This window comes from Streptomyces sp. NPDC007025, from assembly GCF_042869455.1.
In the GTDB taxonomy this organism is placed as follows: Bacteria; Actinomycetota; Actinomycetes; order Streptomycetales; family Streptomycetaceae; genus Streptomyces.
In genome coordinates, this window is the sequence record NZ_JBIAFT010000011.1 from 78133 (window position 1) to 97028 (window position 18896).

The 18896-nt window shown below is 72.3% G+C and carries 13 protein-coding genes and 1 tRNA gene; 7 read left to right on the forward strand and 7 right to left on the reverse strand.

Features of this window, described 5'->3' with window-relative positions; translation table 11 throughout:
* Positions 1-179 precede the first annotated feature (179 nt).
* Together ACFYMO_RS21920 and ACFYMO_RS21925 are read left to right on the forward strand one after the other, a co-directional pair.
* The gene (locus tag ACFYMO_RS21920) at positions 180-491 is read left to right on the forward strand and encodes a helix-turn-helix transcriptional regulator (RefSeq protein ID WP_388548293.1); all 312 of its coding nucleotides are present in this window, start codon (positions 180-182) and stop codon (positions 489-491) included.
* Positions 491-1729, forward strand: a complete 1239-nt coding sequence (locus tag ACFYMO_RS21925; RefSeq protein ID WP_388548296.1) for a tyrosine-type recombinase/integrase — start codon at positions 491-493, stop codon at positions 1727-1729. The genes ACFYMO_RS21920 and ACFYMO_RS21925 overlap by 1 nt, the downstream gene beginning before the upstream one ends.
* A 59-nt stretch (positions 1730-1788) precedes the next feature.
* Here ACFYMO_RS21925 and ACFYMO_RS21930 read toward each other — a convergent pair.
* Positions 1789-1862, reverse strand: a tRNA-Pro gene (locus tag ACFYMO_RS21930).
* Between the two features lie 296 nt (positions 1863-2158).
* Between ACFYMO_RS21930 and ACFYMO_RS21935 the strand changes: the two genes are divergently transcribed.
* Positions 2159-3505, forward strand: a complete 1347-nt coding sequence (locus tag ACFYMO_RS21935; protein ID WP_388548299.1) for an NAD(P)/FAD-dependent oxidoreductase — start codon at positions 2159-2161, stop codon at positions 3503-3505.
* A gap of 304 nt (positions 3506-3809) precedes the next feature.
* Here the strand turns inward: ACFYMO_RS21935 and ACFYMO_RS21940 are convergent, their stop codons facing one another.
* The gene (locus tag ACFYMO_RS21940) at positions 3810-5264 is read right to left on the reverse strand and encodes a lipase maturation factor family protein (protein WP_388548509.1); all 1455 of its coding nucleotides are present in this window, start codon (positions 5262-5264) and stop codon (positions 3810-3812) included.
* A 94-nt stretch (positions 5265-5358) separates the two neighbouring features.
* Between ACFYMO_RS21940 and ACFYMO_RS21945 the strand changes: the two genes are divergently transcribed.
* The 4 genes from ACFYMO_RS21945 (at position 5359) to ACFYMO_RS21960 (ending at position 11312) form a co-directional block, all read left to right on the forward strand.
* The gene (locus tag ACFYMO_RS21945) at positions 5359-8007 is read left to right on the forward strand and encodes an excinuclease ABC subunit UvrA (protein ID WP_366772103.1); all 2649 of its coding nucleotides are present in this window, start codon (positions 5359-5361) and stop codon (positions 8005-8007) included.
* A gap of 225 nt (positions 8008-8232) precedes the next feature.
* Positions 8233-9444: an FAD-dependent monooxygenase gene (locus ACFYMO_RS21950; RefSeq protein WP_388548302.1), complete on the forward strand. Its 1212-nt coding sequence runs from the start codon at positions 8233-8235 to the stop codon at positions 9442-9444.
* Positions 9445-9526: 82 nt separating this feature from the next.
* Complete coding sequence (locus tag ACFYMO_RS21955) at positions 9527-10201, forward strand: response regulator transcription factor (RefSeq protein WP_366772105.1); 675 nt, start codon at positions 9527-9529, stop codon at positions 10199-10201.
* Positions 10202-10256: 55 nt separating this feature from the next.
* The gene (locus ACFYMO_RS21960; protein ID WP_366772107.1) at positions 10257-11312 is read left to right on the forward strand and encodes an MsnO8 family LLM class oxidoreductase; all 1056 of its coding nucleotides are present in this window, start codon (positions 10257-10259) and stop codon (positions 11310-11312) included.
* A 114-nt stretch (positions 11313-11426) separates the two neighbouring features.
* Here the strand turns inward: ACFYMO_RS21960 and ACFYMO_RS21965 are convergent, their stop codons facing one another.
* From ACFYMO_RS21965 to xylB, 5 genes are all read right to left on the reverse strand, one after another.
* Positions 11427-12884 (reverse strand): acyl-CoA synthetase, encoded by a 1458-nt coding sequence (locus tag ACFYMO_RS21965; RefSeq protein ID WP_366772108.1) that lies wholly within the window; start codon positions 12882-12884, stop codon positions 11427-11429.
* Between the two features lie 135 nt (positions 12885-13019).
* On the reverse strand, positions 13020-13790 hold the full coding sequence (locus tag ACFYMO_RS21970; protein WP_366772109.1) for a hypothetical protein: 771 nt from the start codon (positions 13788-13790) through the stop codon (positions 13020-13022).
* 1399 nt (positions 13791-15189) lie between these two features.
* Positions 15190-15840: an N-acetylmuramoyl-L-alanine amidase gene (locus ACFYMO_RS21975; protein WP_366772110.1), complete on the reverse strand. Its 651-nt coding sequence runs from the start codon at positions 15838-15840 to the stop codon at positions 15190-15192.
* 220 nt (positions 15841-16060) lie between these two features.
* On the reverse strand, positions 16061-17278 hold the full coding sequence (locus tag ACFYMO_RS21980) for an ROK family transcriptional regulator (protein WP_366772111.1): 1218 nt from the start codon (positions 17276-17278) through the stop codon (positions 16061-16063).
* Between the two features lie 151 nt (positions 17279-17429).
* A complete protein-coding gene (gene xylB / locus ACFYMO_RS21985; RefSeq protein ID WP_366772112.1) occupies positions 17430-18878 on the reverse strand; it encodes a xylulokinase in 1449 nt (482 codons plus the stop codon).
* Positions 18879-18896: the final 18 nt, after the last annotated feature.

Sequence of the window (18896 nt, forward strand, 5' to 3'; positions counted from 1 at the left end):
CACCCCGCATGAGCTGGGGCTTTCCATCGCCCACAGTCCGGACCATCGCGGACCAGGCCGACAACGGCGGTCCGCGATGGTCCGCTCAAGACGGCCAGAAAACCGCAGGTCACAGACGTGGTCCGCGATGGTCCGCGACCCACAGCATTGTTACTCGCACATTCAATGAGGGAGTCGGTATGGCAAGGCCCCTGTCCGTAGTGAAACCCGTACTGACGCCTGCCCGGGTGGCTGAGCCTCCCAGGACGGCGCGGTCGTTCGAACGGAATGCGCAGGAGAGTGGAGACCTCCTGCACGGTGGCTGGTACACCACTGACGATGTCGCGGCCCTGATCGGTGTGGATACTTCCACTCTTCGTCGGTGGCGAACTTCGAAGCCGCCGCAGGGGCCGCCGTTCGTGCCGCTGTCGTCGAGGGTGACTCTTTACAGCGTCGGAGACGTTCAGGACTGGTTGGCGTCCCGTCGCGTTGACCCGAGGCAGGCTGCCTGATGGCTGCTCCGATCGTTCCGGTAGGAATCAAGCTTGGTGCGGACATCGAGTACCGCGCTGACCGGGCGTCGTCGTACCGGGCCCGGGTCCGGTGGAGCGACCCGGTCACCAAGAAGCGCTCTTCCGCGTCCGAAGCGTTCGAGAAGGAGAAGGAAGCTCAGGAGTGGATTGACCGTTTGCGGCGCATCGCTGCAAGGGGCGTCACGCCAGCTGTGGCGACCATGCCCTTGGCTGAGTACGGGGAGGAAGAATGGGACCTCGCCATGCGCGGTCTGGAACACAAGACCATGGACCCGTACAGCGCAGGCTGGCGTTTGCGGGTGGTGCCGACCATCGGGCACATCGCCGTGCAGAACGTCACCACGGGCATCGTCGACCGGGCGGTATACGGGTGGATCGCTGACGAGTGCGGGCAGTCCACGGTCAAGAACAGTCTCGCGGCGCTGGTCCGCGTCATGGAGCAGGCGGTCCGGGACGGAATCATCGACACCAACCCGGCGCGGGTCGTGGGCTGGCAGCAGGCGTACCGGCAGGCCGAGGATGAGCTGGACGATCCCCGCTCCCTCGCGCTGAAGGACTGGGAATCCCTGGAACGTCTGTCGACTGCCCTGGTCGACCGCTCGGCAGGGCAGTACGCGGGCTGGGGCGAGGTCGTCCAGTTCGCGGCCTGCACTGCTGCCCGTATTGGCGAGGTGTCCGGTGTCAGGGTCAAGGACATCGACCCGCGGACGTGGATGTGGAACCTGTGCCGACAGACCACGACCGGCCCTGGTGGCCTGGTCGACAAGGGCACCAAAGGGAAGCGCCGTCGGCGCGTACCGCTGATTGCCGAGATCCGTGAGTTGGTGGAACGCCGTCTGGCTGTCGTGGGGCATGACCCCATGGCTCGGCTGTTCACCGGGCCGCGCGGCGGACGCATCTCCACTGCTGTGCTGCGCGACGCGACGCACTGGGACGAGGTCGTCGTGAGGCTGGGGTACGAGCACCTGCGACGCCACGATCTTCGGCACACAGGACTCACGTGGATGGCGGATGCCGGGGTGCCCCTTCATGTGCTTCGCAAGATCGCTGGCCACGGGGCGCTGACAACGACGCAGCGGTACTTGCATCCGGATCAGGGAGCTATCGAGTTGGCCGGCTCCGCTCTTTCGGCCCACCTGTCAGGAGGCCAGAAGGCACCTGGTCCCCAAATGGTCCCCAGCGAGGGAGCGCCACGTCACTTGCGAGTCGTGCGCTGAGATAAACAAGAAGCCCCTTGAACAGGAATTTCTTCCTGTTCAAGGGGCTTTCTCTCCGGTCGGGACGGCGGGATTTGAACCCACGACCCCTTGACCCCCAGTCAAGTGCGCTACCAAACTGCGCCACGTCCCGGTGCTCGCTCGGCTCGGGGCTTTTCCCTCGCCGCTCGCGCACAAAGAACAATACAGCACTTCAGGGGGTGCTCGCTCACCCCCTCCCGGTGCTTACACGGTCGGCGGATCACGCGTGGGCAGTCGTCCCTCCAGGGTGGGCGGAGTGTGGGCCCGTCGCGGGCGGCCGGCCGCTGCGCCCGATCCCCCACGGAACGCGTTTGGTGGGAGAGCCGGTGGGAAACCCGGCGGATCCGCGGCAGACGGCCGGGGTCGGAACGGAACCTGCCCGGTCCGGTTCTGGGAGGAGGTCCGGTTGTGAGCCGGTCCCGCATTGTGATCGTCGGAGCTGGATTCGCCGGCTACAGGGCAGCGCGTACATTGTCCCGCACGCTCCGTGACGAAGCGGAGATCGTGCTGGTCAACCCCAACGACTACTTTCTCTATCTGCCGCTGCTGCCGGAGGTCGCGTCGGGCGTCCTGGAACCGCGGCGGGTCTCGGTCTCGCTCGCCGGCACGCTGCCACGGGTGCGGCTCGTGCTGGGCGAGGTCGACGGCGTCGACCTCGACGGGCGCCGCCTCCGCTACGTGGACCCAGAAGGCCGGTCGGGCGAGCTCGGCTACGACCGACTGCTGCTGACAGTCGGCAGCGTCAACAAGCTGCTGCCGATCCCCGGGGTCGCCGAGCACGCGCACGGCTTCCGCGGCATGCCGGAGGCCCTCTACCTCCGTGATCACATCAACAGGCAGATCGCGCTGGCTGCCGCTGCCGAGGACGCGCAGGAAGCAACGGCGCGGCGCACCTTCGTGGTCGTCGGTGCGGGATACACCGGCACAGAGGTCGCGGCGCACGGCCAGATGTTCGCCGAATCGCTGGCCTGGCAGCACAGCCGGCAGGGGACGGACGGGCGCGGACCGGCGGGCACTCGGAGTACGGGGGAGGTGCGGACCCGCTGGATGCTGCTCGACGTCGCGCCTCGCGTGCTGCCCGAACTGGATCACCGTCTTTCCGGGACGGCGGACGAGGTGCTGCGCAAGCGGGGGGTCGAGGTGCGGGCCGGAACCTCCGTCCAGGAGGCGACGAGCGAGGGGGTGGTGCTGGACAACGGCGAGTTCGTAGCGACCCACTCGCTGATCTGGTGTGTGGGAATGCGGCCCGACCCCGTCGTGAAGGATCTCGGGCTGGAGACCCGGCAGGGGCGCATCGTGGTCGATGAGTACCTGAGGGTGCCGGACAGGCCGGAGGTGATGGCCTGCGGTGACGCGGCCGCTGTACCGGACCTGACCCGGCCGGGGGAGATCACTCCGATGACGGCGCAGCACGCGGTGCGGCAGGGGAAGGTCGCGGGCCGCAATCTCGCCGCCTCACTCGGGCACGGGGAGCCGCGCCCCTACAAGCACCACGACCTCGGATTCATGGTGGACCTGGGCGGGGTCAAGGCCGCAGCGAACCCGCTCCGGGTGCCGCTCTCGGGGCCGCTCGCCAATCTGGTGACCCGCGGGTACCACCTCGCTGCCATGCCGGGGAACCGGATCCGGGTGCTGGCGGACTGGGCGCTGGATGCGGTGCTGCCCCGGCAGGCGGCACAACTGGGGCTCGTGCGGTCCTGGTCCGTGCCGCTCGAGTCGGACTCGCCCGAGGTGGCCCGGGTCCCGTCGCGCTGAGTGCTGTACGCCCCGTCCGTATTCCGCTCGTCCTCGTCGCCCATGTGAGTGGCGGGATTATGCACAACCGGTCAGTTGTCCACCGGAACTGCGATGGCTGCCCACGAGCGTGGCGACCGGGGACAGACTCCTTCCACCGGGGCGAGACGGCGCCTCGTACCGGGACAGCGGATCGAGAGCGAGGACGACGATGAGGGATGCACCTGCACGCACAGGCGGAACGCGCATGCGGGCGAGAACAGCCGGCCGCGCTGCCGCGGCCACCAGCCGTACCAGCGAACCCGGCCGTGGTCAGCGGCCGCGGTCACCAGCGATGGCGCCCACCTGGACGCCCTGTGAGCGCGAACGGGGGCAGGAACTCGCGCTCGAAGGACCGGTGCCACCAGGCCCCCGTCGCCCGCCGCTCCTCCCGTGTCGTGAAGCGGTAGCGGTACAGCAGCGCGCGTACATGAGTGGGCGGCTGCTGGGGGAACGGGTTGGTGTGCAGCAGCCGCAGGGTGGCCGGGTCGTTCTCCAGCAGCCGGGAGACGAACGGCTCGAACCAGCCGCGGGTGTAGGCCGGGGACAACGCGGCGAACCACATCTGCCAGTCCAGTCGGAGATGGTACGGCGCGAACTGCCGCGGCAGCCGGCGCACGTTCCCCGGCTTCCCCTTGAACTCGTACTCGCGCCACACGGTCTCCGGCGTGATCTGCTCCTCGTCCGTGCCCTCGAGGACGATCTCGTGCCGGACACGGGTCACACTGCCGAACGCACCGTAGGTGTTCACCAGGTGGAGGGAGTTGAAGGAGCGGTTCATCTGCTGGGTCCGGCTGAGCAGATTGCGTGCGGGCCACCAACTCAGCACGACGATCAGCACTGTTGCGAGGCACACCATGAAGGCGAACCACAGCGGAGTATGACCGTAGGAGGAGGTGCCCGTTGCGGGAGAGGGGTCGACAGCGGAGAGCGCCAGAACGATCGTCAGCCAATTCAGCCAGGAGAAGTTGCCTGACAGCACGAGCCACAACTGCGTGACGATGATCAGCCCGGCCGCGACGGTGGCGACCGGCTGCGGAAAGAACAGGCCGAAGGGCACGATGAGCTGGGCCACATGGTTGGCGGCCACCTCCATCCGGTGTATCCGCCGCGGGAGGTGGTGGAAGAACCAGCTCAGGGGCCCGGGCATCGGCTGGGTCTCGTGGTGGTAGTAGAGGCAGGTCAGGTTGCGCCAGCAGGCATCGCCGCGCCACTTGATCAGCCCCGCGCCGAACTCCACCCGGAAGAGCAGCCAGCGCATCAGCCACAGGGTCAGCACAGGCGGTGAGGTCTGCGCATTGCCCAGGAAGATCGCGAGGAACCCGCTCTCCAGCAGCAGTGACTCCCAGCCGAAGCCGTAGAAGACCTGACCGACGTTCACGAACGAGAGATAGAGGAACCACAGCAGTGCCCACATCACCATCGAGGCCCACAGGGGCACGGCATCCGCGGCGCCCCCCACCACCGCGGCAGCCAGCGCGACACCCGCCCAGGCGCATGCGCCGGTGAAGCGGTCGCCGCACCGCCAGTGGAAGAGGCTGGGGGAGGCCCGGAACGGTACCCGGCGCGTGAACGCCGCGGCGGGCATCAGACCGCGCTCGCCCAGCAGGGCCCGGAACTGCAGTGCCGCCGAGAGGAAGGCGACGAGGTAGACCCCTGCCAGCGCACGTTGGAGAACCAGTCGGCTCAGCCCGTATTCGGGCGCCGGGAACCACGGCGTGAACCACTCCATGGCGGCCATGGATACCACCCCGGCGAGCCCTTCACGCACCGTGGCCGCACCCGGGGAGGGGCCGCTGCCGTGGGTGCTCGGCGGCATGTCCGATCATGGAAGGATGAGCGACGACGGTTACGTACGAGTGCGCGACGCGCGCGAGCACAATCTGCGCGGCGTGGATGTGGACATTCCGCGGGACGCGCTGGTCGCCTTCACCGGTGTCTCGGGTTCGGGCAAGTCCTCGCTGGCCTTCGGCACGCTCTATGCGGAGGCACAGCGCCGCTACTTCGAGTCGGTCGCCCCCTATGCGCGGCGGCTGATCCACCAGGTCGGAGCACCGCGGGTCCAGGAGGTCACCGGACTGCCGCCCGCGGTGGCGCTGGAGCAGCGGCGCTCCACGCCCACGGGCCGCTCGTCGGTCGGTACGGTGACCACGCTGTCGAACTCGCTGCGGATGCTCTTCTCGCGGGCCGGGCAGTATCCGGAAGGAGCCGAGCGGCTGGATTCGGATGCCTTCTCGCCCAACACGGCAGCCGGCGCCTGCCCGGAGTGTCACGGGCTGGGCGTGGTGCACCGGGTCACCGAGGAGTCGCTGGTCCCGGACCCGTCGCTCAGTGTCCGGGAGGGGGCGGTCGCGGCGTGGCCGGGAGCGTGGCTGGGCAAGAACCTGCGCGACGTGACCGCGGCACTCGGCTACGACATCGACCGTCCGTGGCGGGAGCTGCCGTCCGAACAGCGCGAGTGGCTGCTGTTCACGGACGAGCAGCCGGTCGTCACCGTTCACCCGGTGCGTGAGGCGGGCCGCATCCAGCGGCCCTACCAGGGCACCTATCAGAGCGCGAAGCGCTATGTGCTGCACACCTTCGCGGAGACGAAGAGCGCCACCCTGCGGCAGCGTGTGCGGCGGTTCCTGGTCAGCGCCGACTGCCCGGTCTGCGGCGGTCGCCGGCTCCGCCCGGAGGCGCTCGCCGTGACGTTCGCGGGCCGGGACATCGCGGAGCTGGCGGCCCTGCCGCTGGAAGGGCTCGCCGGGGTGCTGCGAGCCGCAACGGGGGGAGGGGAGGGGGGAGGGGCCCCCGAAGAAGGCATTCGGCAGAGCGTCGCCGAAACCCTCTCCACCGACCTCCTTTCCCGCATCGACGTGCTCGTGGAGCTGGGCCTGGGCTATCTCAGCACCGACCGGCCCACTCCCACCCTCTCGGCGGGGGAGTTGCAGCGGCTCCGGCTGGCGACCCAGTTGCGGTCCGGTCTCTTCGGCGTGGTCTACGTTCTGGACGAACCGTCGGCCGGGTTGCACCCCGCCGACACCGAGGCACTGCTGAGGGTCCTGGACAGGCTCCGAGAGGCGGGGAACTCGCTGTTCGTGGTCGAGCACGAGATGGCCGTGGTCCGGCGGGCCGACTGGGTCGTGGACGTCGGCCCCGCTGCGGGCGAGCACGGAGGAGAGGTGCTCTACAGCGGCCCGGTGCCCGGACTGGCGCAGTCGGAGCGCTCCGTCACGCGCACCTACCTGTTCCCGCCGGAAGCCCCCGGCGCCGCGGTAGGCGGTCGCCTCGGCGCCTCCGGGCCCGGCGGATCCCCTGCGGCGGAAGGCGACAGTGTGGAGTCCCGCGCCTCCGGGGCACCGCAGTCCGCCCGCCCCGGTCGCGGAGCCTGGGCGCAGGGACCTGTCCCACCACGTCGGCTGGAGCGCACGCTGTCGCTCTCCGGGGTGAGGCGGCACAACCTGCGAGGGCTGGATGTGGCGTTCCCGCTCGGTGTCTTCACCGCTGTCACAGGGGTCTCCGGGTCGGGCAAGTCCACGCTGGTCACCCAGGTCCTGGCCGACGTCGTCGCCGCGCACACCGGTACCGGGACGGCTCCCGCGGAGCAGCGGAGCCAGGCAGCAGGTTCCGGCACGGACGATGCGGAGTCGGAGGCGGACCAGTTGCCGCCCGGGGGCCGCGGCACCGTGGTCACGGAGGTCCGGGGGGTGGAGGCCGTGGACCGCCTGGTGCGCGTCGACCAGAAGCCCATCGGGCGCACGCCGCGCTCCAATCTGGCGACCTACACGGGCCTCTTCGACGCGGTGCGCAAGGTCTTCGCCGCCACGGACGAGGCCAGGGCCCGGGGGTACGGAGCCGGACGGTTCTCGTTCAACGTCGCCGAGGGCCGCTGCCCGACCTGCCAGGGCGAGGGGTACATCGCGGTGGAGCTCCTCTTCCTGCCCGGCAGCTATGCGCCGTGCACGGACTGCCACGGGGCGCGCTACAACCCTCGAACGCTGGAGATCACCTACCGGGGGGCGACCGTCGCGGACGTCCTGGGCATGACGGTCGACGGCGCTGCCGAGTTCCTCGCGGACGTCCCGGCCGCACGGCGCGGGCTGGACGCACTGCAACGTGTCGGCCTGGGGTATCTGCGGCTGGGGCAGCCGGCGACGGAGCTGTCGGGGGGCGAGGCCCAGCGCATCAAGCTCGCCGCCGAACTCCAGCGCGGCCGCCGTGGGCACACGCTCTACCTCCTGGACGAGCCCACCACCGGGCTGCACCCGGCCGACACGGAGGTGCTGCTGGGGCAGCTCCACGGACTGGTCCGGGCCGGCCACACGGTCATCGTCGTCGAACACGATCCGGCGGTGGTCTGCGGCGCCGACTGGGTCATCGACCTGGGTCCGGGCGGTGGCGACCGGGGAGGGCGGGTCGTCGCCGCCGGAACCCCGGAGGAGGTCGCCGCCTCCCGCAGCAGTGCCACCGCGCCCTATCTGGCGGCTGCCCTGGGCCGGTGACCGGGGGCGCGGCGCCGCTCCGGAGCAGGGGACGCCGCGCGGCCGGGGCGGAGGCCTCCGGCTGCCGCCGTACGCGGGCTCCGGCCGCCGCCTGCGGTCACCTCCGCCGGGGAGGTGAGTGAGCCGCGCCGCATCCGAGGGAGCCGGTGCGCAACCACCGGCCCTCGAGGGCGGTCAGTAGGGGGAGAGCGGCAGCGAACGGAACACCCAGCGACAGGAGGTGCCATGAGGCAGCGGCACGCGCTCATCATCGGCGGAGGTATCGCCGGAGCCATGACGGCGATGTCCCTGCACAGGGCGGGGATCAGCTCGACCGTGCACGAGGCGTACCCGTCCGGCGCCGATGACGCCGGTGCCTTCCTCGTGCTCTTCAACAACGGCCTGGAGGCCCTGCGCACCGTCGACGCACACCGGGCCGCGCTGGACGTCTCCTTTCCCGCGGAACGTGTGGAGATGCTCGCGCACACCGGGGACCGCGTGGGCGTGCGGCCGGTCGCCCGGGGCACCGGCGCCGACGGCGCTCTCGGGCCGCGCACGCTCCGGCGCGCGACTCTCCACCGTGCGCTTCACGACGAGGCGATCCGCCGGAGTGTCACCATCGAGCACGGCAAGCGTCTCGTCTCCGCCGACACGGCCTCCGACGGGCGGGTCACCGCCCGCTTCGCGGACGGCTCGTGCGCCGAAGGGGACCTGCTCATCGGCGCTGACGGTCTCCACTCCGTCACCCGGACGCTCATCGACCCCCGCGCGCCCGCGCCGCGCCACACCGGGCAGATCACCGTGTGCGGCTACACGCCCGAGGTTCCCCCGGAAGCAGCGCCGCCTCCCGGCACCTACCGGATGATCCAGGGGCGGCGCGCGTTCCTCGGCTGCACCGCGGCGCCCGACGGCGAGGTCTGGTGGTTCGCCAACACCCCAGGCGGCGAGCTCGACCGGGAGGAGCTGGCCACCGGGACGCCCGCGGAGCTGGCCCGCTGGCGGGACCACGTCGTCTCGCTCTTCTCCGAAGACGCCTCGCCGGCCGCCGAGATCGTCCGTGGCAGCCGGGGCATCGTCGCCACCAACGCCTACGACATGGCCCGCACCCCGGTCTGGCACCGTGCTTCCATGGTCGTGCTCGGAGACGCGGCACATGCGGCGGCCCCCAACGCGGCGCAAGGCGCGTCCATGGCGATCGAGGACAGCGTCGTCCTCGCCAAGTGCCTCCGCGACCTCCCCGGGGTGCCCGAGGCGTTCATCCGCTTCGAGTCGCTGCGCCGGAACCGGGTCGAGGCCGTTGTCGAACGCAGCGCCCGGTTGAACGACCGGGTCGTCCCGCGCCCCGCGGAGGCCCGGCCCGGCGCGCGGCGCGACGACGACTCCGGCAGCGACTGGCTGCTGGACTACCGCATCGACTGGGACGCACCGGTCGGCGACGACGCGGGCGCCCGCGCGTGAGCGCACCCGGCCCGTGCGCTGCCGGCTGTGGCCTCCGCAGGGCGGGGGTGGAGGCCGGGTAGCGGCTGGCTACGGTATGTGCATGACCATCCGCGTGCTCCTTGTCGACGACGACGCTCTCGTACGGGCCGGGCTCCGGCTGATGCTGGGCGGCACCCAGGGCGTCGAGATCGTGGGGGAGGCCGCGGACGGCAGCCAGGTGCTCGGACTGGTCGACGAGCACCGTCCGCATGTGGTCCTGATGGACATCCGGATGCCGGCCATGGACGGGCTCACCGCAACCGAGCTGCTCCGGGCTCGCGACGAACCGCCCGAGGTCGTCGTCCTGACCACCTTCCACGCCGACGCCCAGGTGCTCCGCGCCCTGCGTGCCGGAGCCGCGGGCTTCCTGCTCAAGGACACCCCGCCCGCCGACATCCTGGCCGCGGTACGCAGGGTCGCCTCCGGGGAGCCCGTGCTCTCTCCCGCGGTCACCCGCCAGCTCATCCAGCACGTCACCCCAGCGGGTCGGGAGACCCGCCGCTCGCGCGCCAAGGACGCCCTCGCCCGGCTCGGCGAGCGGGAGAGCGAGGTGGCGCTCGGTGTCGGCCGCGGACTGGCCAACGCCCGGATCGCGGCGTCCCTCTACATGAGCGTGCCGACGGTCAAGACACACGTCTCCCGCATCCTGACCAAACTCGACCTCAACAACCGCGTCCAGCTCGCTCTCCTCGTCCACGACGCCGGACTGCTGGAGGAGTCCCCGGCCGACCGGTAGCCCGATCCCGCAGGAGCGTCGGGAATCCGTACCGCCGACAGATGTTGTACCGGAGGTGACACCATCGCCCCGGATCCCGGTACCCCTGTCCGTCCTCGACCGCTCTCTCACCCGGGAGGGTGAGCACCCCGGCGGTGCGCTGCGTGAGACGGTGCGTTTCGCACAGCAGGCGGAAGCGCTGGGCTTCCTGCGCTTCTGGGTCTCCGAGCACCACGCCGTCCCCGGCATCGCGGGCTCCGCGCCGACGGTCCTGGCCGCCGCGGTGGCCTCCGCCACCTCCCGGATCCGGGTCGGCACCGGAGGGGTGATGCTCCCCAACCACCGGCCGCTGGTCGTGGCCGAGCAGTTCGGGGTGCTGGAGTCGCTCCATCCCGGCCGCATCGACATGGGACTGGGGCGCTCCGTCGGATTCACCGACGGCGTCCGCAAGGCACTGCGCGTCGGCAAGGACGCCGCCGAGGACTTCGGGGCGCAGATATCGGAACTCCTCGGCTACTTCGAGGGCACCGGCCCGGTACATGCCCGGCCCGCAGAGGGGCTGCGCGTACCGCCGTTCGTCCTGGCGGTCGGCTCGGGTGCCACGGTGGCGGCCGAGCACGGACTGCCGCTGGTGATCGGGACCTCCCGCGACGAGCAGCGGACGCGGGAGGCGATACGGGCCTACCGGGCGGCCTTCCGGCCGCGCACCGGCCCCGCCGGCGCCCCGGGAGCCGGGGTGGGCGGAGCCGTCCGGGACGGGACCGCGCCCCACGTCGTCGTCGCGGTGAACGCGGCCGCCGCCGACACCCGCGCGGAGGCGGAGGAGCTGCAGGTCCCCGAGGCGTGGTCGACGGCGCTGTCCCGCACCCGCGGCACCTTCGCCCCGCTCGTCCCGCCCCAGGACGTGCGCGGCCGTACGATGGGCCCGAAGGAGCGCGCTGCCTTCGACGAGGCCCGGCAGACCCAGCTGCGCGGCACCCCGGAGGAGGTCGCCGACGCGTTGGCCGGACTCGTGGAGCGCACGGGTGCCGACGAACTTCTGCTGACGCTCAACACTCACGACCCCGACGACCGCCTCCGCTCCTACCGACGGCTGGCCGATGCCGCGGACCTGCGGCGGGGGCCTGCCTGACTCCGGGCTTCGGAGCTGACAGAGCAGGCCGGGGACCCGCGCGAGCAGCGTGCATCGCGAACCCGCAACCGGTCGGGGGAGGAGCGGTCGCGGACCGCGGGACGCGGTGGGCCGTCAGCGTTGCTGCCCGGGCAGTTCCCGCTTGAGCACCTTTCCCATGTCGTTGCGCGGCAGCGCATCCAGGAAGCGCACGTCGCGCGGACGTTTGTGCGGCGCGAGCCGGCCGGCGACCAGTTCGGTCAGCTCCTCCGCCGACGGCGGCTGCCGTGGCGTCACCGGCACGATCCAGGCCACGACGCGCTCGCCCAGGTCGTCGTCCGGTTCACCGGTGACGGCGGCCTCCGCGACGGCGGGATGGCCGAGGAGCACGTTCTCGATCTCGCCCGCGCCGATCCGGAAGCCGCCGCTCTTGATCATGTCGGTGGCTTTGCGGCCGACGAGGCGCACCGATCCGTCCGCGTCCCGCGTCGCCATGTCGCCGGTGCGGAACCACCCGCCGTCGAACGCCTCGGCCGTCGCGTCGGGGCGATTGAGGTACTCGGTGAACAGGTTCGGCCCGCGCACCTGGATCTCACCCACCGTCTCGGTGTCCTCCGCGGGAAGGCGCTGCCCCGTGTCGTCCACCAGCCGGAGGTCCACGTCGCGCAGCGGCAGGCCGACGGAACCCGTACGGGAGCTCCCCGAGGGCCGCACACTGGTGTTCATCAGCGTCTCGGTCATGCCGTACCGCTCGATCACCCGCTTGCCCGTCGCGGCGGTGAGCCGGTCGTGGTCGTGCAGCGGCAGCGCCGCCGAGCCCGACACCAGCAGCCGCGCCCCGGCCAGCGCGCGCACCAGGTCCGGATCGCTCTCACAGGCGTCGGCGAGCCGGTGGTACATGGTCGGGACGCCGAACAGCATCGTGCCGCCGCCCGCCAGCTCCCGTGCCACTCCCCGGGTGCTGAAGGCCTCCAGATGGCGCAGTGCGCCCCCGCGGCGCAGCGGTCCCAGGACGCCGAGGATCAGCCCGTGCACGTGGAACAGCGGCAGTCCGTGCACCAGCACGTCGTCCTCCGTCCACTGCCAGGCTTCCGTCAGCGCGTCCAGATTGCTGGCCACGGCGCGCCGCGACAGCACCACGCCCTTGGGCGGCCCGGTCGTGCCCGAGGTGTAGACGATGAGTGCCGCGGTCTCCGCGTTGGGCTCGGTGGGCAGGACCCAGGTCCCCTCCTCCGACTCGTCGGGGACCGCGATGTCCGTGCGCGGCAGCGCCCCGAGTGCTGCCGGAAGTTCCGCACCGGGCTCCGCCAGCACTGTGGCGGGTGCGCTGTCGTTGACGATGTGCGTCAGTTCGCTCTCGCCGCTCTTCGGGTTCACCGGGACCACGGGCACTCCGGCCAGCAGCCCGGCGATCACGCCGACCGCCGTCTCCAGACTGGGCGTCGCCCAGACCGCGACGGGCGCCGAGGTCTGCAACCTGGTGGCCAGGCCGCCGGCCACGGCAGCCAGCCGGCGGTAGCTGAGGACTCGGTCGCCGAAGCGCAGCGCCGTGTGCGAGGACGCCGCGTGCAGCGCGGGGAAGAGCAGGGACACCCGGACTCCTTTGTGATCTCTCGCCTCTGGGACCGCCAGCATCTCACCCGTCCCGCGGCAGGGGGGAGCCGACGGGTCTCCCCGCCGCGGGACGGGTCGCCCTGGACGTCCGCACCGGTGCCTGCCGGATACCGCTCAGCCCGAGGAGCCCGTCGCTCGCGGGAACAGTGTCGTGAACGCTTCCTTGGGGTCCTCGAGGCCGCGGGCGAACGGCGCGTCGAAGTGCCAGACCAGGAAGAGCAGGAAGGCGATCAGAGCGCTGAAGATGCCCGCCAGGATCAGTTCCCTGCCGGAGCGCTGGATCTGCAGCGCGAAGAGCATCCCCACCGAGACCACCGCGCCCGCGTACAGCCCGATCCACACCACGCCCGGCATCGTGGGTCCGGCGCCGGTCGCCCGTGCGGTGCGGGCGGTGTCGGCGGCGGCGATCTGGTCGATCACGGCCTGGTAGGACTGCGCCTGCTGCATGGTGGCCGGTTCGAAGGAAGCCGCGTCGCCGCGCAGTCTCTTGAGCATGCGGGTGCCCCGCTCGGTGAGTTCGCCCTGCTCCACCATGTGCGACCACTCGGTGGTGACCGCGTACCGGACGTAGGCGTCCACGTCGCCGCGTACGCGTTCGCGTTCGGCTGCCGGGTAGACGCCCACCCGCTCGCTCACCTCGTGCAGCGCCTGCGCCTCCTGGGCGAGGGCCTCGTCCGCCGCGTTGCGTTCCTCCCAGACCCCGGCGATGGCCAGGCCCAGCACGATCGCGTACACCACGCCGATCATCATCGTCATGTACTCGATCACGTCCGGGGTCTCCGCCGGATCGCCCGGCGTGGCACGCCGGCGTCTGAGGACGACGACAACGACGACGACCAGACAGGCGGCGACCAAACTGAGCGCCAGCATGAACCTTTCGGACACGGGTCCTCCACGAAGCGTTGGACAGGGGAGAGGGGCGGCGGTGCACCACGTGCACGGCCCGAATGAGGTCAGTTGCGGCTCGTGCCAGTGCCATTGGCTGCCGCCTGCCGTCCACCGCTCGAACGGGGGCGCAGGGCGGCGGCCGCGAGGACGGCCGGGGTGACGATCAGGAGCGTGCGGGTGACCATCGACAGGCTTCCGTCCGGTCGTTCGCGCTGTGGCGCGGGCCGGCGTGGAGCGGCGACCGCCGTGCGCGAGGGCGTCGGCGAATGGAGCGGCCGCGGCGTCACCGCGGGTCGTGGGGATGCCCGGTCCGGCCGGACCGGACGTGGGGTGGCCCGGACCGCCGACGCCTCGGGGGCGGCCTGCGGCTCGGGGGCGGCGGGAGGCACTGCGGCCGGAGGATGCGCCGGTTGCGAGGGCGCGGGAGACGGGGCGGGTGCGGGAGGGCTCTGCTCCGGAGGCCGCGGCGAGGGTGTCGGTGTCGGCGGAGTGGGCCGGGGCGGACGCGGGGCGCACGGCTGTCCCGCTGAGAGTTCCAGGCTGACACCGGGCGCCCGCACCGTCAGGGACACGCCCGGACAGCGGCCGGCCCGCCCTGCCGTCGCGTCGAGGCGGGTCCCCTCCGTTCCGACCGAGAGGCGGGTGCCACCGTCCCGGTGGGGCCTCTGGGCCGTCGCTCCATGTGGAACCGCGGTGGGCGTGAGGTGCGACGGCGTGACCGTCCGGGCGGCGGCGGTGCCGGTGGCGGGGGTGGCGTCGTCCGTCGCCGGAGGCGCCGGGGCCGCCGGGGAACTGCTCGCCGCACGGGCGGTCTTCGGCTGCGGGCGGCCAGGCGGTTCACCGCCGTCCGGCCGGGTGGCTGCCGCGAGCACGGCGGATTCGTCGGTGCGGGCGGGGGCTTCGGCACGCGTCGATGCGGCTGCCGCGCCACCGGCCGTTGCCCCCATCGCCAGGCACACCAGTGCCGCCGCTGCCAGCTTCTGCCGTCCGTCGCGGCCGGCGGCCTGCTTGTTCTCCCGTTGTCGCACATGCTGAGGATGGCGGGGAAGGTGTGCCGCGCAGAAGCCTTCCGGCCGGTAGTCACACGATGGGTTGAAGTGCTTGCGTGTCCGGCTGATCATGCGCCCGAACTGGCGTGTGATCAGGGCCGGTCGGCACGGCCGCGCACGCTTCCGCTCCGAGGGGCCCGCGCGGCACCGGGCCGGAGGCCGAGGGCAGGTGGGGACTGCGACACCTGTTCGCGAACAGTCACGCGTACCCGTACGGAAGCGAGCACGCCCGCCCGTTCGGTGGCCGGCGGCCCATCCGCCGCCGACGGCTGCCCCATTGCCGTCGGCCCGTCGCCGACCGGGCCCGGCTCGGTCCGCCGACTCCGCCGGGCCCGTCTCCCGTTCTGCTACTGGGCCTTGACGAGGTCCATGTAGTGCGCCCAGTCCCACTCGCCGCCGGGGTCGGTGTGGTCGGCGCCGGGAACCTCGTTGTGTCCGATGATGTTCCGGCGGTCCAGCGGGATTCCGTGCCGGCGGCAGATGTCCGCCGTCAGCGCTGCCGACGCCTCGTACATGGCCTCTGTGAACCAGGCCGGTTCGTCGATCCAGCCCTCGTGCTCGATGCCGACACTGCGCGTGTTGTAGTCCCAGTTCCCCGCGTGCCAGGCCACGTTCTTCTCGCGCACCATCTGGGCCACGTGACCGTCGTCGGAGCGCACCACGTAGTGCGCGGAGACCGCCTTGTCAGGGTTCTGGAAGATCTCCAGCGTGTCCGCGTAGTACTCCTGGGTGACGTGGATGATCACGAACTCGACCGGGTACTGCGCGGGCCGGTTCGCCGTCGTGTAGTTGGCGGAGGAGGCGGGGACCCACTCCGCCGCTGGATAGTCCACGGCGAGCGGCCTTCTGGGCCGGGCCACCGCGGCTCCGCCCGAGGCGAGCGAGGCGCCTGCGAGGCCGGCGGCGAGAGTGAAGCCTGCCCCTCCGCGCAGCAGCGCGCGCCGCGGGAGGTGGGGGCGTGAGGGGAAGGATGCGGGGTTCTGGCGTGCTGAGTCCATCGTCTCTCCCAGTGGGGGGAATGGGTGCACGTGCAGGGCGAGTTGACGCGCGTTGATGATGGCAGCACCCGGAAGGGCTGCCAAGAGTCGCCAGAATGTGCCATTGGACCGACCTGTGGCCGTCGTACAGCCCCCCGCCCCCGAGCGGGTGGACCGTCGGCCGCGGGGAAGAGTCCTGCGGACACCTGCCCGGCCTGGGGACGCGCCCCGGGCCGGCCGGTCATCCCCGGGGCCCGGCCAGGTAGGAGAGTGGGTCGTCCAGCACCACGCGCACGGCCGCGTGCGCAGCACCCAGCAGCGGTCCGTCCGCGCCCAGTTCCGAGACGAGCAGTTCCGGGAGGGCGCCGGGCGCGGCGGTGCGTTCGCTCAGCTCCCGCTCCAGGGGCGGCAGCAGCCACGGAGCGAAGCGGGCCAGTACGCCGCCGAGCACCAGAGCACGGGGGTCCAGCAGGTTCACCGTTCCGGCCAGTGCCAGCCCCAGCGCGCCACCGGCTGCCGCCAGAGCGTCCAGCGTGCGTACATCTCCTGCTGCCGCGCGCTCCAGCAGGTCGGCCAGTGCGGCGGCCCGCGGCCGGTCGGCTGCGATCCCGGCGGCGCGCAGCAGAGCCGGCTCCGCCGCGTACTGCTCCAGGCAGCCCCTGCCCCCGCAGGCGCACCGGTCTCCGTCCGGGTGTACCGGCATGTGGCCCATCTCCCCGGCGAACCCGCGGTGGCCGCGCAGCAGTGCGCCGTCCAGCACCACGGCGGCACCGATACCGACCTCTGCCGAGACGTGCACGAAGTCCCGGGGGACCCTGCCGCCGCCCAGCCAGAGTTCGGCGAGCGCTCCGAGGTTGGCCTCGTTGTCCACCAGGAGCGGCAGGGGAGCGCGTTCCGCTCCCGCTTCCGCGAGTGGGGGAGCGAGGTCGACACCCTGCCATCCGAGGTTGGGGGCGCGGACAACCGACGCCGTGCCGCGGGCGACCAGTCCGGGTACCGCCACCGCCAGAGCGGCCGGTGCCAGTCCGAGCCCGCGCACCCGGGCCGCCACCTGGTCCACCAGCTCCCGCAGCGGCGTGAGCACGGCGCCAGGCACGCTGTCCCTGCCCGGCGAGTCGGTCTCCGCACGGGCGCGCACCCGGCCCCGTACGTCGGTCGCGCAGACCGCCAGATGATCGACGCCGATCTCGGCGCCCAGCCCGCACGGCCCGCTGTCGGTGAGCGCGAGTGCCGTACCGGGCCGCCCGGGCCCGCCGGCCGCCGGCGTCGGCCCCTGCTCGGTCAGCAGGCCGCCGCGCAGCAGTTCGTCCACGAGGGTCGAGACGGCCGTGCGCGTCAGCCCCAGCCGCGTCGCCACCGCCGCACGGGACGAAGGCCCCTGCTGGGCCACCGCGTACAGCACGCGCGAGAGGTTCCGCCTGCGAATCTCCCGCTGCGGTCCGGGTGCCTCAGCTGTCATGAACGGCTCCTTCTCGTGGCGCCCCGTGGGACTCGTCGGAGCCGGGTGTGCGCCGCTGGTGCGAGCGGCCGGTGAGCGGCCGGAGCCGCGGCAAGGAGGCGGCGGAACATGAGCGGCCGGGTGTCCGGAGCCGATGCCGGAGGGCCGCCGGTCACGGGCGTCGGCCGAGCAGCGCACCCGCCCCTTCGAGCGTCGCCGAGAGGCGGGCCAGTGCGTCGTCGTCGCGGGCCACGGGCTCGTACGAGGACCCCTGCGCGGTGCGCCAGCGGCGGGCGACGGCGCCCGGGTCCTCGCCGAGCAGCAGCCCCGCGGCCTGTGCCGCGGCCCCCAGTGCCACCAGTTCCTGCGCGCTGGGCACCTGGACGGCCCGGCCGGACAGCCGCCGCACCGTCTCGCGCCACGCCGTGCCCTTGGCGCCGCCGCCGATCAGCAGCAGCGGCGCTTCCTGCGCCGCAGCCGCTTCCCCGCCCTCGGCCAGCACCAGGTCGAGCGCACGCAGCAGTGCGAAGACGGCGCCGTCGTAGGCGGCCTGGAGGACCTGGCCACCCGTCGTGGCGTGCTGGAGCCCGCTCAGCAGTCCGGTCGCGTACGGGAGGTCGGGCGTGCGTTCGCCGTCGAGGAAGGGGAGCGCGGTGACCCGCCCGCCCGGTTCCACGTCCTCGCGGTCCCGGGAGAGCAGCGCGGCCATCCGGTCCACGGCCAGGGTGCAGTTGAGGGTGCAGGCCAGCGGCAGCCAGCCGGTGTGCGCGTCCGCGAAGCCCGCGACCGTTCCGCTGGGATCGGCGGGGCGGCGACTGGAGACCGCGTACACCGTGCCCGAGGTGCCGAGACTGAGCACCGGTTGCCCCGGCAGCAGCCCCAGGCCGAGTGCCGCCGCCATGTTGTCCCCGGTACCGGTGGCCACCAGGGTGCCGGCCGGCAGGAGACCGTCCCCGGTCTCCCTGACCGTGCCCGCCGCCTCCCCGGAACCGAGTACGGGCGGCAGCAGCGCGGGGTCCAGGCCGGCGAGTTCGAGGATCTGCGTGTCGTAGGAGCCGGTCGCCGAGGACCACCACCCGGTGCCCGAGGCATCGCCCCGGTCGGTGCCCGGCTGCCCGGTCAGCCGCTCGGTCAGGAAGTCGTGCGGCAGCCGCACGGCAGCGGTCGACTGTGCGGCCTCCGGTTCGTTCTCCCGCAGCCAGGCCCACTTGGTGACGGTGAAGGCCGGTGCCGGGACGCTGCCGACGCGCTCGGCCCAAGCCGTGGGGCCGCCGAGGTCGGCGACCAGGCGGTCACGCTGGGGCGCCGAGCGTACGTCGTTCCACAGCAGTGCGGGGCGCACCGGATCTCCCGCGCCGTCCAGCGTCACCAAGCCGTGCTGCTGGCCTGCGACGGACACGGCCGCGGCCTCGCCGGCGGCCGGCCCGCACTGCCCCACGGCGGTGCGCAGCGCCTGCCACCACTCCTCGGGGTCCGACTCGCGGCGGTCGCCGGGGGAGACGGTGTGCGGTGCCTGGCCTCGGGCGACCACCTGGCCGGTCGCGGCGTCCACCACGAGTGCCTTGGTGGACTGGGTCGAGCTGTCGACCCCGATGACGAACGGGCCTTCCGGTGCGCTCATGGCCTGCCGCTCCCTTCC

Excerpts from the sequence above, each read along its gene's own strand:
- ACFYMO_RS21940 (WP_388548509.1), bottom strand. The coding sequence starts at position 5,264 with ATGGCCGCCATGGAGTGGTTCACGCCGTGGTTCCCGGCGCCCGAATAC.
- ACFYMO_RS21975 (WP_366772110.1), bottom strand. The coding sequence starts at position 15,840 with ATGGACTCAGCACGCCAGAACCCCGCATCCTTCCCCTCACGCCCCCAC.
- ACFYMO_RS21945 (WP_366772103.1), top strand. The coding sequence starts at position 5,359 with ATGAGCGACGACGGTTACGTACGAGTGCGCGACGCGCGCGAGCACAAT.
- xylB (WP_366772112.1), bottom strand. The coding sequence starts at position 18,878 with ATGAGCGCACCGGAAGGCCCGTTCGTCATCGGGGTCGACAGCTCGACC.
- ACFYMO_RS21925 (WP_388548296.1), top strand. The coding sequence starts at position 491 with ATGGCTGCTCCGATCGTTCCGGTAGGAATCAAGCTTGGTGCGGACATC.
- ACFYMO_RS21980 (WP_366772111.1), bottom strand. The coding sequence starts at position 17,278 with ATGACAGCTGAGGCACCCGGACCGCAGCGGGAGATTCGCAGGCGGAAC.
- ACFYMO_RS21950 (WP_388548302.1), top strand. The coding sequence starts at position 8,233 with ATGAGGCAGCGGCACGCGCTCATCATCGGCGGAGGTATCGCCGGAGCC.
- ACFYMO_RS21920 (WP_388548293.1), top strand. The coding sequence starts at position 180 with ATGGCAAGGCCCCTGTCCGTAGTGAAACCCGTACTGACGCCTGCCCGG.
- ACFYMO_RS21955 (WP_366772105.1), top strand. The coding sequence starts at position 9,527 with ATGACCATCCGCGTGCTCCTTGTCGACGACGACGCTCTCGTACGGGCC.